This window comes from Uliginosibacterium sp. H1, from assembly GCF_036017065.1.
In the GTDB taxonomy this organism is placed as follows: Bacteria; Pseudomonadota; Gammaproteobacteria; order Burkholderiales; family Rhodocyclaceae; genus Uliginosibacterium.
This window is the reverse complement of sequence record NZ_JAYXHR010000002.1, coordinates 633,355-657,311: the sequence shown is the minus strand read 5'-3', so window position 1 is coordinate 657,311 and position 23,957 is coordinate 633,355. Positions and strand designations below refer to the sequence as shown.

General features: G+C 59.8%; 21 protein-coding genes. 14 read left to right on the top strand and 7 right to left on the bottom strand.

Annotation, left to right across the window (positions count from 1 at the left end; all coding sequences use genetic code 11):
• Window positions 1–96 precede the first annotated feature (96 nt).
• The 7 genes from VVD47_RS12650 to rpmH are packed head-to-tail and all read right to left on the bottom strand — an operon-like array spanning window position 97 to window position 5,095.
• The gene (locus VVD47_RS12650; protein ID WP_327603828.1) at window positions 97–873 is read right to left on the bottom strand and encodes a sulfite exporter TauE/SafE family protein; all 777 of its coding nucleotides are present in this window, start codon (window positions 871–873) and stop codon (window positions 97–99) included.
• Between the two features lie 8 nt (window positions 874–881).
• Window positions 882–1,223 (bottom strand): hypothetical protein, encoded by a 342-nt coding sequence (locus VVD47_RS12645; RefSeq protein ID WP_327603827.1) that lies wholly within the window; start codon window positions 1,221–1,223, stop codon window positions 882–884.
• Window positions 1,224–1,262: 39 nt separating this feature from the next.
• Window positions 1,263–2,618, bottom strand: a complete 1,356-nt coding sequence (gene mnmE, locus VVD47_RS12640) for a tRNA uridine-5-carboxymethylaminomethyl(34) synthesis GTPase MnmE (RefSeq protein WP_327603826.1) — start codon at window positions 2,616–2,618, stop codon at window positions 1,263–1,265.
• Complete coding sequence (gene yidC, locus VVD47_RS12635) at window positions 2,593–4,296, bottom strand: membrane protein insertase YidC (protein WP_327604648.1); 1,704 nt, start codon at window positions 4,294–4,296, stop codon at window positions 2,593–2,595. Before yidC ends, mnmE begins: the two co-directional genes overlap by 26 nt.
• 43 nt (window positions 4,297–4,339) lie before the next feature.
• Window positions 4,340–4,549: a membrane protein insertion efficiency factor YidD gene (yidD, locus tag VVD47_RS12630; RefSeq protein ID WP_327603825.1), complete on the bottom strand. Its 210-nt coding sequence runs from the start codon at window positions 4,547–4,549 to the stop codon at window positions 4,340–4,342.
• On the bottom strand, window positions 4,546–4,929 hold the full coding sequence (gene rnpA, locus VVD47_RS12625; RefSeq protein WP_327603824.1) for a ribonuclease P protein component: 384 nt from the start codon (window positions 4,927–4,929) through the stop codon (window positions 4,546–4,548). Before rnpA ends, yidD begins: the two co-directional genes overlap by 4 nt.
• Before the next feature lie 31 nt (window positions 4,930–4,960).
• Complete coding sequence (gene rpmH / locus VVD47_RS12620) at window positions 4,961–5,095, bottom strand: 50S ribosomal protein L34 (protein ID WP_114403167.1); 135 nt, start codon at window positions 5,093–5,095, stop codon at window positions 4,961–4,963.
• Window positions 5,096–5,475: 380 nt separating this feature from the next.
• Here rpmH and dnaA point away from each other — a divergent pair, with 380 nt between their 5' ends.
• The 14 genes from dnaA to VVD47_RS12550 all read left to right on the top strand — a co-directional run bounded on the left by dnaA (window position 5,476) and on the right by VVD47_RS12550 (window position 23,943).
• Window positions 5,476–6,900 carry a chromosomal replication initiator protein DnaA gene (dnaA, locus tag VVD47_RS12615; RefSeq protein WP_327603823.1) on the top strand — a complete coding sequence of 475 codons (1,425 nt, stop codon included), beginning with the start codon at window positions 5,476–5,478 and terminating at the stop codon, window positions 6,898–6,900.
• Window positions 6,901–7,138: 238 nt separating this feature from the next.
• Entirely contained in the window at window positions 7,139–8,245 is a 1,107-nt protein-coding gene (gene dnaN / locus VVD47_RS12610; protein WP_327603822.1) for a DNA polymerase III subunit beta, read from the top strand.
• Between the two features lie 110 nt (window positions 8,246–8,355).
• On the top strand, window positions 8,356–10,845 hold the full coding sequence (gene gyrB / locus VVD47_RS12605; RefSeq protein WP_327603821.1) for a DNA topoisomerase (ATP-hydrolyzing) subunit B: 2,490 nt from the start codon (window positions 8,356–8,358) through the stop codon (window positions 10,843–10,845).
• Window positions 10,846–11,034: 189 nt separating this feature from the next.
• Window positions 11,035–12,126 carry a Fic family protein gene (locus tag VVD47_RS12600; protein WP_327603820.1) on the top strand — a complete coding sequence of 364 codons (1,092 nt, stop codon included), beginning with the start codon at window positions 11,035–11,037 and terminating at the stop codon, window positions 12,124–12,126.
• Between the two features lie 53 nt (window positions 12,127–12,179).
• The gene (locus VVD47_RS12595) at window positions 12,180–15,260 is read left to right on the top strand and encodes a type I restriction endonuclease subunit R (protein WP_327603819.1); all 3,081 of its coding nucleotides are present in this window, start codon (window positions 12,180–12,182) and stop codon (window positions 15,258–15,260) included.
• Between the two features lie 3 nt (window positions 15,261–15,263).
• Window positions 15,264–16,529 carry a restriction endonuclease subunit S gene (locus tag VVD47_RS12590; protein WP_327603818.1) on the top strand — a complete coding sequence of 422 codons (1,266 nt, stop codon included), beginning with the start codon at window positions 15,264–15,266 and terminating at the stop codon, window positions 16,527–16,529.
• A 3-nt stretch (window positions 16,530–16,532) separates the two neighbouring features.
• Window positions 16,533–17,702, top strand: a complete 1,170-nt coding sequence (locus VVD47_RS12585) for an AAA family ATPase (protein WP_327603817.1) — start codon at window positions 16,533–16,535, stop codon at window positions 17,700–17,702.
• Complete coding sequence (locus VVD47_RS12580) at window positions 17,699–18,709, top strand: virulence RhuM family protein (protein WP_327603816.1); 1,011 nt, start codon at window positions 17,699–17,701, stop codon at window positions 18,707–18,709. Before VVD47_RS12585 ends, VVD47_RS12580 begins: the two co-directional genes overlap by 4 nt.
• Window positions 18,706–20,322, top strand: a complete 1,617-nt coding sequence (locus VVD47_RS12575) for a type I restriction-modification system subunit M (RefSeq protein WP_327603815.1) — start codon at window positions 18,706–18,708, stop codon at window positions 20,320–20,322. Before VVD47_RS12580 ends, VVD47_RS12575 begins: the two co-directional genes overlap by 4 nt.
• A gap of 39 nt (window positions 20,323–20,361) precedes the next feature.
• Window positions 20,362–20,853: a hypothetical protein gene (locus VVD47_RS12570; RefSeq protein WP_327603814.1), complete on the top strand. Its 492-nt coding sequence runs from the start codon at window positions 20,362–20,364 to the stop codon at window positions 20,851–20,853.
• Window positions 20,832–21,308, top strand: a complete 477-nt coding sequence (locus VVD47_RS12565) for a DUF5655 domain-containing protein (RefSeq protein WP_327603813.1) — start codon at window positions 20,832–20,834, stop codon at window positions 21,306–21,308. The genes VVD47_RS12570 and VVD47_RS12565 overlap by 22 nt, the downstream gene beginning before the upstream one ends.
• Before the next feature lie 8 nt (window positions 21,309–21,316).
• Entirely contained in the window at window positions 21,317–22,213 is an 897-nt protein-coding gene (locus VVD47_RS12560; protein ID WP_327603812.1) for a hypothetical protein, read from the top strand.
• Between the two features lie 254 nt (window positions 22,214–22,467).
• Window positions 22,468–23,616 carry a Fic family protein gene (locus VVD47_RS12555; protein WP_327603811.1) on the top strand — a complete coding sequence of 383 codons (1,149 nt, stop codon included), beginning with the start codon at window positions 22,468–22,470 and terminating at the stop codon, window positions 23,614–23,616.
• Between the two features lie 72 nt (window positions 23,617–23,688).
• On the top strand, window positions 23,689–23,943 hold the full coding sequence (locus VVD47_RS12550; RefSeq protein ID WP_327603810.1) for a hypothetical protein: 255 nt from the start codon (window positions 23,689–23,691) through the stop codon (window positions 23,941–23,943).
• Window positions 23,944–23,957 lie beyond the last annotated feature (14 nt).

Genomic DNA, 23,957 nt, shown 5'->3' with positions numbered 1-23,957 from the left:
GACTGCATTCACGGCGGAAAGGATTCAATCAGCGGCCGACGATTGCCATGGATTGTGGTGATGATCGACGCAGCCGGTGATGTTCCACGTGGAACATCAGGCCTTGATCACGTCGTAACCCAGCTTCAGGGCGAGGACCGATACCACCACCAGGAACAGCACACGGACAAACGCATTGCCGTGGCGGACCGCCAGTCGCGCACCCACCTGCGCACCGGCGACGTTGCATACCGCCATCACCAGCCCCACCGCCCATAGCACCCCGTGGAAGAGCGCAAAGAAAACGATGGCCGCCAGGTTGGTCGCAAAGTTCAGCACCTTCGCCGTGGCTGACGCCTGCAGCATGTCCATCCGGAACAGCTTCACGAAGGCGAGGATCAGGAAGCTCCCCGTGCCTGGCCCGAAGAAACCGTCGTAAAAACCGATGCCGCCGCCGATCACGGAAGCCATGATTGCCCCGCGATAACGGGGCGGCGCTTCTCCTCTCTGTTGCCCGAGTTGCGGGCGCAGCCAGGTATAGGTCCCCACCACCACAAGGAGGATCAACACCATCGGCCGCAGCCACGCGGTGGGGATCAGGCTTACCGCGCCGGCGCCCAGCCATGCGCCGATCAGGGCCGCTATGGCGCCCGGAATGGCCACGGAGCGCGGGATGTGCACTTCCTTGGCGTAGTGCCAGGCTGCCGACGCCGTACCGGCTATCGAGGACAGCTTGTTGGTTCCGAAGAGGATGGGGACCGGAACCGTCGGGAAAACCGCCAGCAGCAACGGAACCTGAACGAGCCCGCCACCACCGACCACTGCATCAACCAATCCGGCAACGAATGCACCGCCACCGAGTAACAACCACCACCAAAGATCCAGATGTTCCACGTGAAACACTACGCTCCCTTGCGTGCGCTGCCTTCCTTCTCGGTCCACAGCGCCTTGCCTATCGCGCGCCAGGCATCATTGCCCCGCACCTCCAAACCGTGATTCGCGCTCTCTTCCATCGTCATCATCATCAACACGACGAGGCCGTACAACTCCACCTTGGCACGCCTCTGCGGATCGAGTGAGCCTGCCCCGGGAAACCCCTTGCTCGCGTCGTATGCGAAAGCCTCGCGCGCCAGTTCCCTCAGCTTCCCTTCATCCCGCCAATCGACTCCTAGCGCAATCAGCTTGCGTTCGATCTCGGCTGCAATCTGGCTGGCTGTAGTGCCGTAATCTTCGAATCCGGCCATCATCATCTCCTGCGGTGCACAACCGGATCACTATAGCCCCTACTTGCCGATGCAGAACCTCGAAAAGATGACCCCGAGCAAGTCATCCGCACCGAACTCGCCGGTAATGGTGTTCACCGATTCCTGCGCAAGACGCAGTTCCTCCGCCATCAGGTCGAGCTGGGCCGTGCAGTCCCGCGCCGTGGCGACATGCGCCAACGCCTCCCGCAGCGCCAGCAAGTGCCGCTCGCGTGCCAGGAATACATCCTGCTCCTGGCCTGCCTGCCAACCCGCAACCTTCAGCAGCCGTTCGCGAAGCAACTCGATGCCCGTCCCGTCCCTGGCGGACAGCCAAAGCGCGTCGTCCTGCTCTGCAATCCCCGCGTGCGCGGCTTCGCCCGCCAAGTCGATCTTGTTGAAGATCCACACCACCGGCACGCCTGCCGGAAGGCGCGCATCGATGTCGTGATCCGCCGGTGTGATCCCGAGCCTTGCATCCACCAGGCGGAGGATCACATCCGCCCGCCCGATCTCCGCCCAGGTACGAGCGATGCCGATCTTCTCCACCTGGTCATCCGTCTCGCGCAAACCCGCGGTGTCGATGATGTGTAGCGGAATGCCTTCGATCTGGATCTGCTCGCGCAACACGTCCCGCGTGGTACCCGCCACTTCGGTGACGATCGCCCGGTCCTCGCCGGAGAGCTGGTTCAGCAGGCTGGACTTGCCGACGTTCGGCTGCCCGGCCAGCACAACCTGCAAACCGGCACGAAGCAAGCTGCCCTGCTGGGCCTTCGCCAGCAAATGCCGCAGGTCCGACACCAGCGCGTCCAGACGTGGGACGGCGCGGGCGGCTTCAAGGAAGTCCACCTCCTCTTCGGGGAAGTCCAGCGTGGCCTCTACCAGCATGCGCAGATCCACCAGGCGATCACGCCAGGCATGGACCTCCTGCGAGAAGCGGCCCGACAACGATCGCATCGCGGACCGTGCGGCCGCGCTCGTCGACGCGTCGATCAGATCGGCCACCCCCTCCGCCTGCGCAAGATCCAGCTTGTCGTTCAGGAAGGCACGGCGGGTGAACTCACCGGGCTCGGCCAGGCGGGCACCCAGCTCGACGCAGCGCGCCAGCAGCAGCTGCATGACGACGGGTCCGCCATGTCCCTGCAACTCGAGGACATCCTCGCCGGTATAGGAATGTGGTGCCTGGAAGTACAGCAACAGGCCCTGGTCGATGGCCTGTCCGTCTGCATCGTAGAAACCCGCCAGGGTCGCCAGGCGAGGTTTGGGAAGACGTCCGGTGAGGGTTTGCGCCAGCGTGGCGAGATGCGGGCCGGACACCCGCACGACGCCGATGCCACCGCGACCGGGAGCGGTCGCGATGGCTGCGATCACATCACTTCGCGGGTTTGGCCGCGCCACTGCCCGACTCGATCATGCGGTTGATGTACCACTGCTGGGCAATCGACAACAGGTTGTTCACGACCCAGTACAGCACCAGGCCGGACGGGAACCACAGGAACATCACCGTGAACATCAGCGGCATGAACAGCATGACCTTGGCCTGGATGGGGTCCGGCGGGGTCGGGTTCAGCTTGGTCTGGATGAACATCGTGATGCCGTTGAGGACGGGCAGCACGTAGTACGGGTCCATCTGCGACAGGTCGCGGATCCAGCCGATCCAAGGCGCCTGGCGCATTTCCACGGTGCCGAGCAACACCCAGTACAGCGCGATGAAGACGGGAATCTGCACGAGGATGGGCAGGCAGCCGCCCATCGGATTCACCTTCTCCTTGCGGTACAGCTCCATCATTTCCTGATTGAGCTTCATCCGGTCGCCGGCATAACGCTCCTGCAGCTGCTTCATGCGCGGCATCAGCGTCTTCATCTTCGCCATCGACTTGTAGCCGGCCGCGGACAGCGGGAAGAACGCGCCCTTGAGCAGGATGGTCACGATGATGATCGCCCAGCCCCAGTTACCGACGAAGCGGTGGATGAACTCCAGCAGCCAGAACAGCGGCGCGGCGATCACGGTCAGCCAACCATAGTCCACCACCAGATCGAAACCCGGGGCGATGTTGGCCAGCTTCTTCTGCTCCTGCGGACCCACATACAGCGGTACTTCGATACGGCCCTGCTGGCCCGGCACCACCGTCATCGGCAGCATGACGCCGACGCTGTAATCACCATTAACGTTGCGTCCATAGAACTCGCGCGGTACATCACCCTGCGGCAAATAAGCGCCAACAAAGTAGTGCTGCACCATCGCTACCCATCCGTCATTGGCCTGCCGGTTCAAAACAACATTGCCCTTACCATCGACTTTACGCTCAAGAAACGAAGTCTTCTCTTTGGCGATGTCGCTGAAGCTCTCCTTACGGAACTTGGTTTCGTTCGTGTAGAAAGCCGGACCGGTGTAGGTGGTCACGCCGGTGAAGAAACCACCCGCCTGCTCGGCAGGTTTGTCGTCACGCGCCAGCTGGAAATAGGTCGTGGTGTTCAGCGGCACCGTGCCGGTGTTGTTCACTTCGTAGGCCACACCGATCTCGTAGCTGCCACGATGGAAGCTCAGCACCTTGGTGACTTCGACGCCGTTCTCTGCACGGGCCTTGAGGCGCAGTTCCAGCTTGTCCTGGCCATCCGCCAGCGAGAATTCGCCCGGCGTCAGTTCGAAGATCGTCTTGTGATTCGGCAGGCCTTCACCGATCAAGCCGCCATTCGCGACGTAGCGATGACCGCCCGTTGCGTCCAGCAGCACGAAATTCTGGCTGGCATCACCCGTTGCCTGATGTTTCAGCAACTCCAGGCGGCTGATGTCACCGCCCAGGGCGGACACCTCCGCCACCAGCATGTCGGTACGCACCACTGCGTTGGGCAGATTGGCATAGCCCGTGTTCGGTGCTGCCGTCGGACTGGCCACCGGCGCCGAAGCACCCGGGGCGACCGGCGCGGAGGCGCTCGGCGTCGGCACGGCCGTAACCTGGGCGCTGGTACCGGCGGTCACCGGTTCCTTCGGCTGGTTGTGACGGGTCCAGTTCTCCCACAGCATGATCAGGGAGAACGTGAACACCACCACGAGGATCATTCGTCGGGCATCCATCTGCATGATGATTTCTCGGGTCTATCCGTTGGATTGGTGAAAATCAGGGAACAGGATCATAGCCACCGTCGCACCAGGGGTGACAACGGGCGATGCGACGCACCGCCAGCCATGAACCCTTTGCGCCGCCGTGCTTCTGCAGGGCCTCGATGGCGTAAGCGGAACAACTGGGCTGGAAACGGCAGGCCGATCCCAGCCAGGGACTGATGAAATAGCGATAGCCACGCAGCAACCACACCAGCAGGTGACTCATTGGCTGCTCCGGCCATCACTGACAGGCAGCTTTCGCAGCAGTTCAGCAAAGTCCAGCCTCAGCGCTGCGCGAGGCACCTTCGCTGCTGGCTGGGACAGGCGCAGGATCAGATCGTAGGCAGGCAAGGTGTCACGCACATGGCGGAAATGCTCCCGCGCCAGGCGCTTGATGAGATTGCGCAAGACAGCGCGACGCGCCAGCTTCTTGGCCACGACCACCCCCAGACGAGCGCTGGAAAGGCCGGCCGGCCGGTAGTGAAGCATGAAGAAACGCCCTCTGAGTGCCCGCCGGAAAGCAAAAACGGATGAATACTCATCCGTTTTGCGTAAGCGGTGCAGGGGTCGAAAGCGATACGACAACTTGGGCGGCAATCTCGTCACGCCGCCAGCAGCGCCTTGCCCCGCAGGACACTCAGACTGCCAGGCGATGACGGCCCTTGGCACGGCGAGCAGCCAGCACCGCACGACCGCCACGGGTGCGCGAGCGGACCAGGAAACCGTGGGTGCGCTTACGACGGACGACGGAGGGTTGGTAGGTGCGCTTCATGATGGATCTTCCAATTCGCGTGAAACGCGCGATTAAAGCGGAGTGAGGCCCGACTGTCAACCTGCAGCCCTGCTGTCACGGTTTGCAGCCTGTGGATAAATACCTTCCGGGGGAGTAGAATCGAGCGCTTGTCGATGTCGCTCGCAAGGTCGCCGGAGCATCGTCCAAGCCCTTGCCGAAACACGGGATTTCCCGGTTTTTCACTGCTTTTACGGTCGCTTTGCCAGCATCTGGCCGGGTTTCCGTATCGCGAGGAAAAATTCGACGAGGGAGGAGAGTCAGGGGCCTGCATGTCATCCGGCCCCCGGCGTTGCGACCGGTCAAACCCGAGTCCGCCGGCAGTTCAAGGCGGGCCATACAAAACACTGCATCACCACACCGTGAGCCTCGCTTTCTGGAACGTCTGTCTCGCTCGCCTGGAGCAGGAGCTGCCCAGCCAGCAGTTCAACACCTGGATCCGCGCCCTGGAGGCGCGCGATGGTGAGGACTCGCCTGCGCTGGTGCTGACTGCGCCCAACCGCTTCGTGCTGCAGTGGGTGCGCGAGCGCTACCTGCGCCGCATCGAACAGCTTGGCGAGGAGTTCTTCGGCTCCGCTGTACCGATCACCCTGGCGCTCGGTGGCGATGGCAATGCCGCCCCGGCACCGGCTGCCGCCCCCCAGAAGGGCCCGGTCAAGTTGCCGACGACGACCAAGGCCAACACAGCGCCGGTAGCCGAAATCACGTCGTCTCCGGCCATCATGGCCACTCATGGCGCCAACACCAGCGGCCACTACGACAAGACGCGCCTGAACCCGGCCTTCACCTTCGACACCCTGGTGACGGGCCGCGCCAACGACCTGGCCCGTGCTGCCGCCATGCAGGTGGCCAACAATCCCGGCATCTCGTACAACCCGCTTTTCGTCTATGGCGGCGTCGGCCTCGGCAAGACCCACTTGATCCACGCGATCGGCAACGCCGTCCTGCAGGCCAACCCGAAAGCCGTGGTGCGCTATGTACACGTCGAGGACTACTTCGCCGACGTGCTGCGCGCTTACCAACAGAAGAGTTTCGACCAGTTCCAGCGCTACTACCGCTCGCTGGACCTGCTGCTGATCGACGACATCCAGTTCCTCGGCGTCGGCAACAAGGAACGCACCCGCGACGAATTCTTCCATGCATTCAATGCCTTGACCGAGGCAAAGAAGCAGATCGTCATCACTTGCGATACCTATCCCAAGGACATCCAGGGCCTGGAAGACCGCCTGATTTCCCGCTTCGACTGGGGCCTCACGGTCCAGATCGAGCCACCGGAACTCGAAATGCGCGTCGCCATCCTGCAGAAGAAAGCCGCCTTCGACGGTGTCGAACTACCGGACGAAGTCGCCTTCCTGATCGCCAAGAACCTGCGCTCCAACGTCCGCGAGCTGGAAGGCGCGCTGAAGCGCGTGGTGGCCTATGCCCGCTTCCACGACCGCGACATCAGCGTGGAAGTCGCCCGCGAGGCCCTGCGCGACCTGCTGGCCGCCCACAACCGCCAGATCACCTTCGAGCTGATCCAGAAGACGGTGGCCGACTACTACAAGATCAAGCTGGCCGACATGCTGTCCGCCAAACGCACCCGTAACATCGCCCGCCCGCGCCAGGTCGCCATGTACCTGGCCAAGGAACTGACACCGAATTCACTGCCTGCCATTGGCGACGCCTTCGGCGGGCGTGACCACACCACGGTGCTGCATGCCTGCCGCACCATTGCTGATCTTCGCCTTGCAGATCAACAGCTTAATCACGATCTGCACGTGTTGTCCCAGACTTTGAGAGGCTGAACGGAACACAAACAACAAGATGAACAAGCTGTGGACAACCAGGCCTCAGGTCTTGGGACCTAATGTGGACATCCCTTACGTGGAAGCCACAGCCGTTTTTTGTCCCCATTTGCCCACAGCGCCGTCCCTGCCCATTCCCACAAGGTCTTCAACAGGGTCAACCCGCTGAAATCATTGGTTTTTTAGTACTTATCCACACAAACTGCCGCGCTATATAAGTATTAGGAGAGTTATATAAATGCTTCTGTTAACAGCTACCCGCGACGCCCTCCTCGCTCCGCTGCAGTCCGTCGCAGGCATTGTCGAAAAGCGTCACACCCTGCCCATCCTCTCCAACGTACTGCTGGAGAAGCAGGGCACTGACCTGACCCTGCTGGCTACCGACATCGAGATCCAGATCACCACGCGCACCACCGGTGCTGCCGGTGGCGAGAACGCCTCGATCACCGTCGCCGCCCGCAAGTTCCAGGACATCCTGCGTGCCCTGCCGGCCGACGCCGAAGTGCAACTGGTGCTGGACGACAAGAAGCTGACCCTGCGCGCCGGCAAGAGCCGTTTCCAGCTGCAGACGCTGCCCGCGGCCGACTACCCCCGCATGCAGCGCGGCGAAGGCGACTCCGTGCGCCTGGTGCTGTCCCAGAGCGCCCTGCGCCATCAACTTTCCCAGGTGGCCTACGCCATGGCGGCGCAGGACATCCGCTACTACCTCAACGGCCTGTTGCTGGTCGCCGAGGGCACCACCCTGCGCATGGTCGCCACCGACGGCCACCGCCTGGCCCTGGCTGCTACCGAGCTGGAATCCGGCGTCGCCCGCACCGAGATCATCCTGCCGCGCAAAACTGTGCTGGAGCTCGCCCGCCAACTGGCCGACACCGACGAGCCGGTGGAAATCGTCATCACGGGCAACCAGGCTGCCTTCCGCTTCGGCCCCATCGAGCTGATCTCCAAGCTCATCGACGGCAAGTTCCCGGACTACGACCGCGTGGTGCCGCAAGGCAACCCGAAGCTGGTCAAGGCACCGCGCCAGGCCTTGCTGCTGTCGCTGCAACGTGCCGCCATCCTGACCAACGAGAAATTCCGCGGCCTGCGCATCCAGCTCGAATCCGGCCTGCTGAAAATCATCAGCTCCAACGCCGAGCAGGAAGAAGCCCAGGAAGAGCTGGAAGTCGACTACTCCGGCGACAGCCTGGAGATCGGCTTCAACGTGTCCTACCTGCTGGACGTGCTCAACAACGTCAGCGAAGACGAAGTGGAAATCCACCTCAACGAGCCGATGTCCTCCGCCCTCTTCACGCTGCCTGGCGACGCCAACTTCAAGGCCGTCGTCATGCCGATGCGGATCTGAGAACGACGCTCTGAACACCGCGCGCCTTTCCATCCGCTCCTTCTGCCTCCCTGCCGACGTTGCTCCGCGCAACGTCGGCAGCGGCCGTCCACCCCGAGGTTGATCCCCACATGTCCGACCAAGTCACTCCGCCCAACGGCAACGCCAGCGATTACGACGAATCCTCCATCCAGCAACTGGAAGGTCTGGAAGCCGTCCGCAAGCGTCCCGGCATGTACATCGGCGACACCTCCGACGGCACCGGCCTGCACCACATGGTGTTCGAGGTGGTCGACAACGCCATCGACGAAGCCCTGGCCGGCCATTGCGACGACATCGTGGTGACCATCCACACCGACAACTCGATTTCGGTGACGGACAACGGTCGCGGAATCCCGGTCGGCATCAAGTTCGACGACAAGCACGAGCCCAGGCGTTCCGCCGCCGAGATCGTCATGTGCGTGCTGCACGCCGGCGGCAAGTTCAACCAGAACAGCTACAAGGTGTCCGGTGGCCTGCACGGCGTGGGTGTGAGCTGCGTGAATGCGCTGTCCAAGTTCCTGCGCCTCACCATTCGTCGCGATGGCAAGAAGCACTTCATGGAGTTCCAGCGCGGCAAGCCGGTGGACCGCCTGATCGAAGTACAGAACGGTGTGGAAGTCTCGCCGCTGCGCGTGCTGGGTGAATCCGAGAAGCGCGGTACCGAGGTGCACTACCTCGCCGACGAAGAGATCTTCGGCAACATCGAGTACCACTACGACATCCTTGCCAAGCGCCTGCGCGAGCTGTCCTTCCTGAACAACGGCGTGCGCATCAAGCTGGTCGACCAGCGCAACGGCAAGGAAGAGGATTTCGCCTTCTCCGGTGGCGTGAAGGGCTTCGTCGACTACATCAATCGCGCCAAGACCGTCCTGCATCCCAACGTCTTCTACTCGTCCGGCACCACCCGCGTGAACAACAGCGGCAACGACGTGGAACTGTCGGTCGAAGTCGCCATGCAGTGGAACGACTCCTACCAGGAACAGGTGCTGTGCTTCACCAACAACATCCCGCAGAGTGATGGCGGCACCCACTTGACCGGTCTGCGCGCCGCGATGACCCGCGTCATCAACAAGTACATCGAAGAAAACGAGATCGCCAAGAAGGCCAAGGTGGAGATCACCGGTGACGACATGCGCGAAGGCCTGGCCTGCGTGTTGTCGGTGAAGATGCCCGACCCCAAGTTCGCCTCGCAGACGAAGATGAAGCTGGTGTCCGGCGAAGCCCGCCCGGCGGTGGAAGAAGTCGTCGCCGAAAAACTTGCTGAATACCTGCTGGAAAAACCGATAGACGCCAAGACGATATGTGGAAAAATCGTCGAGGCTGCGAGAGCACGTGAGGCCGCCCGCAAGGCCCGCGAAATGACCCGCCGCAAGAGCGTGCTGGACGGCGTCGGCCTGCCCGGCAAGCTCGCCGACTGCCAGGAACGCGACCCCTCCAAGTGCGAGCTCTACCTCGTCGAGGGTGACTCCGCCGGCGGCTCCGCCAAGCAGGGCCGCGACCGTAAATTCCAGGCCATCCTCCCGCTGCGCGGCAAGGTGCTCAACGTGGAACGCGCGCGCTTCGACAAGCTCATCAGCTCCGAGCAGATCGCCACGCTGATCACCGCGCTGGGCACCAGCATCGGCAAGGACGACTACAAGCCCGAGAAGCTGCGCTACCACCGCATCATCATCATGACCGACGCGGACGTGGACGGCGCGCACATCCGCACCCTGCTGCTCACCTTCTTCTACCGCCAGATGCCCGAGCTGGTGGAAGGCGGCAACATCTACATCGCCCAGCCGCCGCTGTACAAGATCAAGCACGGCAAGACCGAGCGCTACATCAAGGACGACCACGAGCTGGCCACCCACCTGCTCAGCATGGCGCTGGACGGCTCCAGCTTCCTGCCGCGTGAAGGTGCTACACCCATCGAAGGCGAAGCCCTTGGCGACCTGGCGCGCAGCTACCTGCTGTCCGAAGCCATCATCAACCGCCTGGAAAGCTGGGTGGACAGCGAAGTGCTGCACGCCCTCCTTGCCAATGACATCCCTGTCGAACTTACCGACGAAGCTGCCGCTCAGTCCGCCAGCGACCGCCTGCAGGCGAAGCTCGGCAAGGACGTGCGCCTCTCGCCGGAATACGACGCCCAGTCGGAAACCTGGCGCATCCGCATCGCCCGCCTGCTCCACGGCAACACCCGCGTCACCCATATCGATCAGGACTTCCTCGTCTCCGGCGACTATCAGCAGATCCGCAAGAGCAGCGAAACCATCGCCGGCCTGATCGGCGACGGCGCCGAAATGCGCCGCGGCGAGAAGAGCGCCAAGGTAGCCAGCTTCAGCGAAGCCATCCGCTGGATGCTCAACGAAGTGGAACGCAACCTCGGTAAGCAGCGCTACAAAGGCCTCGGCGAAATGAACCCCGAGCAGCTGTGGGAAACGACCATGGACCCCACCGTGCGCCGCCTGCTCAAGGTACAGATCGACGACGCCATCGCGGCGGATGAAATCTTCACCACGCTGATGGGCGACCAAGTTGAGCCGCGTCGGGAATTCATCGAACGTAACGCCTTGAATGCACGGAATATTGATGTCTGAGCCTGGTTGAAAATCAGCCATTGAATGGTTGATTTTCAAGCTGCTAGAGATGAAAGAGAATTTTTCACCTCTCGTAGAATACATCAGGAATCTGGCCGATTTTTATACACGTCACCAGACAAGTGTATAGAAATCGGCTATTTTCTATGCACGTCCAGAAAACATGTATAGAAAACGGAGACTTTCCGGATGCCTCCCGAAAGCACCCATAGCGAAGCGCTGACTGATCTCCAGCAGCTCAAACCCGCCAGCTTCGAAACCCCGGCAATCCTCAAGAAGCTAGCCACCACCAGTCGCAAACTTGCCGAGCTCAAAGGTCTCGCGGCGTCCATGCCGAACGACGGAATCCTCATCAACACCCTGTCGATGCAGGAAGCGAAAGACAGCTCGGCTATCGAAAACATCGTCACCACGCACGACGAGCTTTTCAAGGGCGATGCTTTCCCGGACCTCGTGAATCCTGCCGCGAAGGAAGTACGCCACTACATCCAGGCGCTGCGGATCGGCCACGAGCGGGTGATCGATACGGGCCTCATCACCAACAACCACATCATCGAAATCCAGGCCGCGCTGGAGAAAAACCACGCTGGCTTTCGCAAGCTGCCCGGCACCGCCCTCAAGGACGGTTTCGGCGCCACGGTCTACACCCCGCCGCAAGATCCCGACACCATCGCCACCCTGATGCGCGATCTCGAAAGCTTCATCAACGACGACGCGCGTTTTGATGCTGATCCCCTGGTCAAGATGGCCATCATCCATCACCAGTTCGAAAGCATTCACCCTTTCTACGACGGCAACGGCCGTACCGGACGCATCCTTAACGTGCTGTACCTGATGCAGAAGGGCTTGCTCAACATCCCCCTGCTTTACCTCTCTCGCCACATCGTGCGCAACAAGGCCGACTATTACCGTCTGCTCCAGAGCGTGCGCGATCAAGGCAACTGGGAGGAATGGACGCTTTACATGCTCAACGCCGTCGAGGACACCGCTGCCCACACCATCGACACCGTCGTCCTGATCCGCGATGCGGTGATGGACATCAAGCACCGCATCCGCAGTACCTACAAGTTCTACAGCCAGGACCTCATCAACAGTCTGTTCGCGCATCCCTATACCAAGATCGAATTCATCGAGCACGACCTCCAGGTCTCGCGCCTCACAGCCACCAAGTACCTCGATGCCTTGTGCGCTGGCAGTTTCCTGGAAAAGCGCAAGATCGGCCGCTCGAACTACTACATCAATCTCGCACTGAACTGCATCCTTACGCGGGACGAGACCTAGACGTACAGCATCGACACCATATGAAGCAATCCAGCGTCGAACCGGAAACGCTCATGAGCACAAACGAAGCCCAGATCGAGCAAGCCCTCATCACCAAGCTTGGCGACCTCAAGTACACGCCGCGTCCCGATATTCGCGACCGCGCTACGCTCGAAGCCAACTTCCGTGAAAAATTCGAGCTGCTCAACCGCGTCAAGCTGACCGACGAAGAATTTGCGCGCCTGCTCGAAGAGATCGTCACTCCTGATGTTTTCACCGCCGCGCAAACGTTACGCACACGTAGTAGCTTTACCCGCGAGGACGGCACGCCACTGAACTACACCCTCGTCAACATCGACGACTGGTGCAAGAACAGCTTCGAAATTGCTAGCCAACTGCGCATCAATTCGGACTACAGCCATCACCGCTTCGACGTCGTGCTGCTCATCAACGGCGTGCCGGCGGTGCAGATCGAACTGAAAACGTTGGGCATCAACCCGCGCCGCGCTATCGAACAGATCGTCGAGTACAAGAACGATCCGGGAAATGGCTTCACGCGCACCTTGATGTGTTTCATGCAGGTGTTCGTGGTCAGTAATCGCACCTCGACTTACTACTTTGCCAACAACAATGCCCGGCATTTCAGCTTTAATGCCGACGAGCGCTTTCTGCCCATCTACCAATTCGCAGCGCCAGACAACACCAAGATCACCGGTCTCGATGAGTTTTCCGATGCCTTCCTCGCCAAGTGCACGCTTGGCCAGATGATCAGCCGCTACATGGTGCTGGTCGCCAGCGAGCAGAAGCTTTTGATGATGCGGCCCTACCAGATCTACGCCGTCAAGAATATCGTCAAGTGCATCGAAGATAACAGCGGCAACGGCTACGTCTGGCACACCACCGGCAGCGGCAAAACGCTCACCAGCTTCAAGGCCTCCACCCTGCTCAAGGCCAATCCGAACATCGAGAAATGCCTGTTCGTCGTCGACCGCAAAGACCTCGACCGCCAGACCCGCGAGGAATTCAACCGCTTCCAGGAAGGCTGCGTCGAGAGCAATACCAACACCGGTGAACTGGTCCGTCGACTGCTCTCGGACGACGCGGCCGACAAGGTCATCGTCTGCACCATCCAGAAGCTAGGCCTGGCGCTGAACGAAAACAGCAAACGCAACAGGAGCCGCGAAAAGCGCGGGCTCGCCACCTATGCCGACCAGCTCGAAGCCATGCGCGACAAGCGCATCGTCTTCATCTTCGACGAATGCCACCGCTCGCAGTTCGGCGAGAACCACCGGACCATCAAGGAGTTCTTCCCCAAGGCCCAGCTCTTCGGCTTTACCGGCACGCCCATCTTCGACGACAACGCCACTGTCAGGCAGATCAGCGGAGAAGAGCAGACGCTGAAGACCACGGAAGACCTCTTCCAGCAGTGCCTGCACGAATACACCATCACCCACGCGATTGAAGATCGCAACGTCCTGCGCTTTCACGTCGATTACTACGGAATGCCGGAGGAAACCAATCCACCCAGCCCGCCCAAGAAGTTCATAAAACCAACCAAGCGGGCCATTGTGGAGGCCATCCTCACCAAGCACGATGCCGCCACGGGCGGGCGCAAGTTCAACGCCATCTTTGCCACGGCCTCAATCAATGACGCCATCGAGTACGTTGAGCTGTTCAAGACCGTTCAGTCGGAGAAGGCTGCGAGCAATCCGGCATACCTGCCGCTCAATATCGCGACGGTGTTTTCACCACCGGCCAAAGCGCTGGCTGACGATCCGCAAAACCCCAACCCCAATGGCGCGGCCGATGTACGTCAGCTTCAGGACGACCTGCAGCAGGAAAACCAGGACAACCAGCAAGACCCCGAAGGCAAGAAAGCCGCGCTTGAAGCCATCATCGCGGACTACAACGCCCGCTACGGCACCAATCACTCCATCTACCTGTTCGACCTTTACTACCAGGACGTGCAGCAACGCATCAAAGACCAGCAATGGCCCGATGTCGACCTGCGCAAGGTCAACCCGAGCGCCGCGCAGCACAAGATCGACGTCACCATCGTTGTCGACATGCTGCTCACCGGCTTCGACAGCAAGTACCTCAATACGCTTTACGTCGACAAGAACCTCAAATACCACAGCCTCATCCAGGCTTTTAGCCGCACCAACCGCGTGCTGAACGACACCAAACCCTTCGGCCAGATCATCGACTTCCGGGGCCAGCAAGAAGCGGTCGACACCGCCATCGTTCTTTTCTCCGGCGCCAAGGCCGAAGCCGCCCGCAAGATCTGGCTGGTGGAAAAAGCCCCCGCCGTGATCGAGAAACTGCAGGAAGCCAAGATCGGCCTGCAGACTTTCCTGCAGGTCCATGGCCTGTCCGGCAAACCTGAAGAGATCGCGCAGCTAAAGGGCGACGAAGCCCGCATCGGCTTTATCGAAGCTTTCAAGAAGGTGCAAAAGCTGCAGACCCAGCTCGATCAATACACCGACCTCACGCCGGAGCAGACAGACACCATCCAGACCATTTTGCCCAAGGATGAACTGAACGCCTTCCGTGGCCAGTACCTCGAAACCGCCAAGCGCCTGCGCGACGAACGCGCGAGCGCAGGCAACCGGGCAGAGGACGACACGCGCCAGGCACTGGCCCAGCTTGATCTCGAACTCTCGCTCTTCGCTTCCGCGACGATTGATTACGACTACATCATGCACCTCATCGCCGACTACTCGACCAAGAAGCCTGGCACGGCCCGCATGAGCCGCGATCAACTGATCAGCCTCATCGGAGGCGACGCCAAATTCATCGACGAGCGCGACCTCATCACCGAATACGTCATGGGCCTCAAGGCCGGAGAAGGGCTGGACGAACGCGCCATCCGCACCGGCTATCAGCAATTCAAGGCCGTGAAGGCCGCGCGCGAGCTGAACGAACTCGCCGCCCGCCACGGCCTGCCCGCAGCTGCGTTGCAAGGCTTTGTGGATGGCGTGCTGGAGCGCCGCATCTTCGACGGCGAACAACTCACCGAATTGCTCACCCCGCTGGAGTTGGGCTGGAAAGCCCGCACGCAGAAGGAGCTGGCTTTGATGGGCGAGCTGGTGCCGATGCTCAAGAAACGCGCCGGAGGCCGCGAGATCTCGGGCCTTCAGGCTTACGAGGATTGAGCGATGGAGAAGGAAAGTAAGAAAGCGCTCGTGCCGAAGTTGCGGTTTCCGGAGTTTCAAGGGGCGGCTAAATGGAAGGAAATGACTCTCGGCTCAGAAGCTACTTTTCATAAAGGTCGGGGTATCTCAAAAGCCGAGGTGGATCCGAATGGCAACAGGTTGTGTATTCGCTACGGTGAGCTGTACACGCGATATGGCGAAACCATTCTGGAAGTTGTGTCTAGGACCAACTTGCCTGAATGGGAACTCTTTCTGAGTCGCAAAAACGACGTGATCATTCCGGCCTCTGGTGAGACCAAAGAGGACATAGCGACAGCCTCTTGCGTTCTACTCGACGAAGTAGCGCTTGGAAGTGACCTGAACGTAATCCGGACAAGGCACAACGGCGTGTTTCTCAGCTACTTTCTGAATGGGCCAAAACGAAGAGCCGTTGCCAAAGTTGCGCAAGGTGACACCGTTGTGCACCTATATCCCAGTCAGCTTGCACAACTTGAGATTGCATTTCCCGATGAACGCGAGCAGCAAAAAGTCGCCGACTGCCTGAGCTCGCTGGACGAGCTGATTGCTGCGCAGGGGCGGAAAGTCGAGGCCTTGAAGACCTACAAGCGCGGCCTGATGCAGCAACTCTTCCCCCGCGAAGGCGAAACCCTCCCCGGCCTCCGCTTCCCCGAGTTCGCTAGCGCTGGTTCTTGGCACACCCAGAAGATCGCAAGTTTGCTGAGCAAAGCCTCCGTCTCGGTAAGTGTTGAACCCGATCTAACGTATCGAGAGATCGGTATTCGATCCCATGGAAAAGGCATCTTTCACAAGGAACCTACTCTCGGCAAAGTCATTGGTGAAAAGCGAGTGTTTCAAGTGGTGCAAGACGCTCTCGTACTAAATATTGTGTTTGCTTGGGAGCAAGCGGTGGCGACGACCACCGAAAACGAAATCGGAATGATCGCCTCTCACCGATTTCCAATGTATGTAGCGAAACCCGGCAAGTGCGATGTTGAGTACGTTAAGGGGTTCTTCCTCACCAAAGAAGGCAAGCGCTTGCTGGGGGTGGCATCGCCAGGTGGCGCGGGTAGGAACAAGACCCTGGGTCAGAAGGAATTTGAGAACCTAGAAATTGCTTTGCCCGTTTCGGTCGACGAGCAGACGAGGATCGCCAACTGCCTGTCGTCACTTGACACCAAAATCACTATCGAATCCGACAGGCTTGAATCATTGAAAGCGCACAAGCAGGGCTTGATGCAACAGCTCTTCCCATCGTTGGAGGAGGCCTAACGCATGGTGCCCATGAGCTTCCCCGGCCTGCCCGAACTCGCGCAACAACTCCGCACGGAGCTGGCGCAGAAGAAGTTCGTGCTGCTCTACGCCTACAACGGCACAGGCAAGACGCGGCTATCGGTGGCGTTCAAGGACCTGGGCAAGATGACGACGCATCGTGCAAAGACCGTCGACGACACGGTCGATGATCCGCTGACGATCACCGAGACGGAAAGCGACACGCTCTACTTCAACGCCTTCACCGAAGACCTGTTCCACTGGGACAACGACCTAGCGAACGACCGCGAGCGGGTGCTGAAGATCAACCGCGACTCACGCTTCTTCGCGGGCCTGGGCGAGCTGGAAATGGATAACCGCATCCGCCCGCTCCTGAGCCGCTACGCCGATTTCGATTTCCGCATCGACACTACCGAGTGGGAGGTGAGTTTCTCGCGCGAAGTGGAGGTCGATGGTGTGCGGACGGTGGTGGAAGACATCAAGGTCTCGCGTGGCGAAGAGAACATCTTCATCTGGTGCTTCTTCCTCGCCATCGTGGAGCTGGCGATGGACCCGGAGATCGAGGCCTATCGCTGGGTGAAGTACGTCTATATCGACGACCCGATTTCATCGCTGGACGAACACAACGCGATCACCATGGCCAACCACTTAGCGCAGTTGCTCAAGCGGGAAGACAACAAGCTCAAGACCGTGATCTCGACGCATCACACCCTGTTCTTCAACGTGCTGAGCAACGAGATGAAAAAGGCCAAGTGCTTCTTTCTCAGTAAAGGCGTGGGCGGCGTCGGCTACACGCTGCGTGAGGAAAAGACCGATACGCCGTTCTTCCACCACGTTGCGGTGTTGGTGGAGCTGCACAATGCCGCCCAGGAAGACCGGCTGTTCACCCACCACTTCAACATGCTGCGCACGATCCTGGAGAAGACGGCGAGCTTCCACGGTCACCATGGTTTCTCAGCGTGCATCAAGCAGGCTGAAGATGATCCCGACGGCATCCTGCACACGCGGCTGATCAACATCATGAGCCACGGCAACTATTCGCTGTACGAGCCACAGCAGATGCTGGACGAGAACAAGGCCCACTTCAAACAGATCCTCAACGACTTCCTGACGCGCTACGCCTTCAATCCTGAGCTGTTCCCGAAGGCGGCCGATCCGGTGACTGGCGCATGAGCGAGCTGATCCTCTACACCACCGAAGACGGGCGCAGCCAGATCAAGCTGCGGGCCGAGCAGCAGACGGTCTGGCTCACGCAGCGCGAGATGGCCGAGTTATTCGATGTGAGCACCGACAATGTCGGCCTGCACCTGAAGAACATTTTTGATGACGCTGAGCTGAGCCGGGAGGCAACTACCGAGGAATCCTCGGTAGTTCAAACCGAAGGCACCCGACAAGTACAGCGCCCGCTGACGCTCTACAACCTCGACGCCATCCTCGCCGTGGGCTACCGCGTGCGCTCGCCGCGCGGCGTGCAGTTCCGCCGCTGGGCCAGCACGGTGCTCAAGGAGTACTTGTTCAAGGGCTTCGTGCTGGACGATGAGCGCCTGAAGAACCCGGATGGCCGCCCGGACTACTTCGACGAGATGCTGGAGCGCATCCGCGACATCCGTGCCTCGGAGAAGCGCTTCTACCAGAAAGTGCGCGACCTGTTTGCCTTGAGCGTCGACTACGACAAGACCGACAAGACGACACAGACCTTCTTTGCCACGGTGCAGAACCTGCTTCTCTACGCCGTGACGCAGCAGACGGCAGCCGAGCTGATCATGGCCTGCGCCAACCCGGACGACCGCCACTTCGGCCTGCTGCACTGGCAAGGCGATAAGGTGCGCAAGCAGGACATCGTGATCGCCAAGAATTACCTGAACGCCGACGAGATCGACACGCTCAATCGCCTGGTGACGATCTTTCTGGAAACCGCCGAGCTGCGCACCAAGCGCCGGGAAGAGATCCGTATGAGCTTCTGGCGCCAGAACGTGGACCAGATCATCAGCAGCAACGGCTTTCCGGTGCTCACGCATGCGGGCAAGGTGAGCCATGCGCAGATGGAACGGACTACCGCCGCGCTCTATCTCGACTACGACCAGCGCCGCAAACAGGACGAGGCCCGCGAAGCCGATGCGCAGGACGAAGCCGAACTGAAGGCTCTGGAAAACACACTCAAGAAACGACCCAAGCCATGACTGACAACGAACAAAAACAACTTGGCAAAACGCTTTGGGCGATAGCAGATCAACTGCGTGGTGCGATGGGCGCGGATGACTTCCGCGATTACATGCTGTCCTTCCTCTTCCTGCGCTATCTCTCGGACAACTACGAGCAGGCGGCGAAGAAGGAGTTGGGGCTGGATTACCCGAAACCGCAGGACGGCGAAACGAGACCGCCCTTGGCGCTGTGGTATGAGGCAAACGCGGACGATATCGTCGAATTCGAAAAGCAGATGCGCCGCAAGGTGCATTACGTGATCGAGCCAGACTTTCTTTGGGGCAGCGTCGTTCATCTGGCGAAGACTCAGAGCGACAAGCTGCTTGGTACGCTGCAGAAGGGTTTCAGGTACATCGAGGAAGAATCCTTCCAGAGCAGTTTCCGGGGCCTGTTTTCGGAGATCAACCTTACCTCTGACAAACTCGGCCGCAAGCACTCGGAACGCAATGACAAACTGTGCTCGATCATCTCGGAATTGGCACGCGGCATGTCACTGTTCTCCACCGACACCGACACGCTGGGCAACGCCTATGAATACCTGATCGGTCAGTTTGCGGCGGGCTCAGGCAAGAAGGCGGGTGAGTTCTACACACCTCAAAGAGTCTCCGACATTCTGTCCGCCATCGTCACACTCGACAGCCAGGAACCAAAGGAAGGGCTACGCAAGAAGCTGGACAGCGTGTTCGACTTCGCTTGTGGCTCCGGTTCGCTGCTGCTGAACATCCGTCACCGCATGAAGGACGCGGGCGGTAGCATCGGCAAGATCTACGGGCAGGAATACAACATCACCACCTACAACCTGGCGCGCATGAACATGCTGCTGCACGGGGTGAAGGACACGGAGTTCGAGATCTACCACGGCGACACGCTGACCAACGCCTGGGACTACCTGCGCGAGACCAACCCGGCGAAAAAACCCGCTTTCGATGCAATCGTGGCGAACCCACCTTTCAGTTATCGCTGGGAACCGACCGACGCCATCAGCGAGGACATGCGCTTCAAGAACCATGGCATCGCCCCAAAGAGCGCGGCGGACTTCGCCTTCCTGCTGCACGGGCTGCACTACCTGAAAGACGATGGCGTGATGGCCATCATCCTGCCGCACGGCGTGCTGTTTCGCGGCGGCGCGGAAGAGCGCATCCGCACCAAGCTGCTGAAGGACGGCCACATCGATACGGTGATCGGCCTGCCGGCGAACCTTTTCTACTCGACGGGGATTCCGGTCTGCATCCTCGTACTGAAGAAGTGCAAGAAGCCAGACGATGTGCTTTTCATCAATGCTGCTGAGCACTTCGTTAAGGGTAAGAGGCAGAACCAGCTGACGGAAGAGCACATCAGCAAGATCGTCGACACTTACCAATACCGTCCGCAAGATGTTCCCCGGTATTCACGGCGCGTCACCATGGAAGAAATCGAGAAGAACGATTTCAACTTGAACATCTCGCGCTATGTCAGCACGTCGGTGGCGGAAGAAGAGGTCGACCTCGCGGCGGTGCATGACCAACTGGTCGACATCGAGAAGAACATTGTCGAAGCAAAGAAAGCGCACAACGATTTTCTCAGGCAGCTGGGCTTGCCGCTGCTGCCCTGAACACTACCGAGTGGTTCAACCGAGGATGGCTTCTTACCTATGAGTGACATCAGACTCTTTCGCTACGCGAATAACAGCGCCAGCGAATTGGCCGGCAAATCGGCAGCCATGGAGCGTGGCCTGCAGCGCCTGATCGAATCACAGATGGAGACCTTCCTCGGAGTACGTTTTCTTGCCACCGAGTACAAGACGGGCGCCAAGCACCGCGGGCGTGTTGACTCGCTCGGACTGGACGAGAACGGCTGCCCGGTAATCATCGAGTACAAACGCCATAGCAACGAAAACGTGATCAACCAGGGCCTTTTCTATCTGGACTGGCTGCTGGATCACAAAGCGGACTTTCGTTTGCTGGTGATGGACAAGCTTGGTAAGGACGAGGCCAGCAAGATCGAATGGAGTGGCACGCGCCTGTTGTGTATTGCGGCGGACTTCACGCGCTACGACGAACACGCCATTGCGCAGATAAACCGCAGCATCGAGCTGATCGCTACAAGCTGTTCGGTGATGACTTGCTGCTGCTGGAATTGGTGAATGGCGCGAGTGCGGCGAGCACGCAATCCGTTACAGACGTAGATGAGCCCGCTGCCGACAAGCCGACCAAGGCGCCCGCAGCGTCCACACTGGCAATGAAAACGCATGGTGACCAGATCGCTACTGCATCACCCGAGTTGCGGTCACTTTACGAGCAGACGCGCAGCTTCATCCTTGCGCAAGGCGACGACATCATCGAAAAGCCGCTGAAGCTCTACGTTGCCTTCCGCCGGCTGAAGAACTTCGTGTGCATGTCGCTGATCTCGAAAGTCGACCCGCATGTCTTTTTGATTCTCAAGCTCGACCCCGCAACGGTGCTACTTGAAGAAGGCTTTTCGCGTGACGTGAGCAAGATCGGGCATTGGGGCACAGGCGATCTGGAACTGACGTTGCGTTCGACCGCGGACTTCGACAAGGCGCGTGTCTTGATCGAACGGGCCTACGCAGAGAACTGAGCGCTCAAATGCTGGGAGAGGTTCTTTCAACCCTCAACATTGCCGAGAAGATCGTTCGGTTCTGGAAGTGGGCACAGGGTAAGCGCAATCCAGTTTCTGAAACCGTGGCAGCACGCTTTGTCCGGTTGTTCGAGAGCCACGATGTTCACCGGAACCAGATCCCGCGCTTCTTCGGTCATGGCCTGGCGCTGAAAGATGTGCAGAGCGATGCGGATCTTCTGCCCAAGCTGGATGAGACTGTTCTGCAAGCGGCATGCGATTTGTTTGCAGTGCGTCGCGAATGGTTGGACGGCGCTGAGGCACAGATCTACTCCTGCCAGGACTTCTACAAGAAGCCGGGGGAGGCAGCAGGCTTTCTGCAGTCCCTGACAGCAAAAACCCTAGACGGCAAACTGGATGGAGTGCTGTTTGCTCCTGAACAGAAAGAGGGAGAGGCGCTGATCATTTTTAGGGAAACGATCGGCGCTGTTGGCGAAAAGGAGATCTATCGCTATCACCTCCTCAACAACTGGTCCTTTGGCTATTGGAAAGCTCGTGGCTATCTCGCTGCATGTGTTGCCATCGCATGGAAGCACGGTGTCTACATCCGTGGCCTCTATATCGATAGCAAGACCATCCGGGAGCTTGCCCAAGGGACCTGCCTGGTTGGCTCAGATGGCGAGGGGATTGATACATACGGTGGCAGGAAGTGGTATCCCGAGGACCTGTTGCTAAAGCCGAACGTGTTTCTGGAAGGAATTGATCCGGAGCTGAACAACTTCGGTATCTCATCTGCAATCGACCTCTGGCTTCGTCTCGATGAGCAGGGCTTCATGGATGCTGGGTTAGAGATGTATGACCGACAGACTGTTCGGGCACAGTTCATGGCCGCGGACCCAAGTCGTGCGTTGGATCCGGTGCAGTGAAAGAACTTTCACAGCTATGTCGACGTGCCACGCCGCACGATTTACTACCTGCCGGTGCGCGCCCTTGGTGCCCTAGCCTGGCCGATCTCGATAACTTGCCTGAGCCGGACGGACTGGCTGATGAAACATCGAAGCCGGGCTGGAGAGCTGCGGCGGCGCTGCAAGAAATCTGTAGCCACTAAAGCCAGCTTGAATGCTGGCGACAACAATTAAAGAGTGCTTTAATCAGCGCTGAGCTATTAAAGGATTCTTTAATGACGCGCGCTGCGGGCGAGTATGTCGTTACCACCACATTGGGTGAGCCGGTTCGGGCTTTCGTGCCCGCGCCACTGCCACCGGCTGCGCCCGAACTGGCATTGGCCAGCTACGAGGTGCTGAACCGGGAAGCCGAGCTGGCACTGGCGCGGCTGGCAGGGGTGTCCGGACTGGTCCCGTCCGTAGAGTGGTTGCTGTACAGCGCGATACGGAAAGAAGCGCTGCTCACTTCGCAGATCGAAGGCACGCAGGCAACACTCACCGATCTCTTTGATGCAGAGGCGGGCTTCAGCGTTACCAACACGGACGACGTTGAGGAGGTAACGAACTACCTGAATGCCTTTCACCTGGTACAGCACAACCTGCGTTCACAGGATGGCTTGCCGATCAGCGTGCGCTTGCTTTGTGACGCACACCGCCACTTATTGAATGGCGCGCGCGGCACTGGCAAGCAGCCGGGGGAACTGCGTCGTTCGCAGAACTGGGTAGGTGGTACGCGTCCCGGTAATGCAGTGTTTGTGCCGCCGCCGCCAGATCGCGTGGCCGATCTGCTGACCGATCTGGAAAAGTTCATCCACGCGCCTTCCCCCAGCTTGCCGCCGCTGGTGCGGATTGCGCTAGTGCACGCGCAGTTTGAAACGATCCATCCGTTCTTAGACGGCAATGGGCGCATCGGGCGCCTGTTGATTGCGGCCTTGCTGGAAGAGTGGGGCTTGTTGAGCGAACCCCTGGTGTATCTGAGCGGCTATCTCAAGCAGAACCAGATGGAGTACTACCGCCAGCTGTCGATCATCCGGACCGAGGGCAACTGGGAGTCATGGGTGTCATTCTTCCTGGAGGGTGTGGTCAGCGCTGCAACCGAAGCCGAGCGCGGCATCATCGCTATCGCCAGTCTGGTCTCTGAAGACAGGCGACGCTTGCTCGGCGCGGCCAAAGCCGGAGCGCTGAGTTACCGCCTGTTCGAGATGCTGCCAGTGATGCCGCGTTTCACGGTCGAGCATGTGAGGCAGGCTCTTGGTACGACCTTCCCAACAGCGAGTGCCGCCGTGAAGACGCTGGAGGAGTTGGGCATCGTAGTCGAGACTACGGGTCAGAAGACGAACCGCAGCTACAGCTACAAGGCATACATCGAACTGCTGACGCGCTGAGCAATGCCCCGCCCTCACCACCACGTTTACGTCGTCGAACTCTCGCGCCGGGTGCTGGCGGAGTCACGGTTCGTGAAGGCCAATCCGCAGTACATGGGTGACAAGCCCTGCGTGTATGTCGGCATGACCGGGCAGTCGCCGGATATGCGCTTCGACAAGCACAAGGCAGGGTTGAAGGCGAATCGGTTTGTGCGGGAGTACGGCTTGCGGTTGTTGCCGGAGCTGTACGAGTGCTTCAACCCGATGCCGTATGGCGCCGCGTGCGAAATGGAAGTGGAGTTGGCCATCGGTTTGCGCGAAGAGGGGTATGCGGTGTGGCAGGCCTGAAGCGCCAAGGGGTG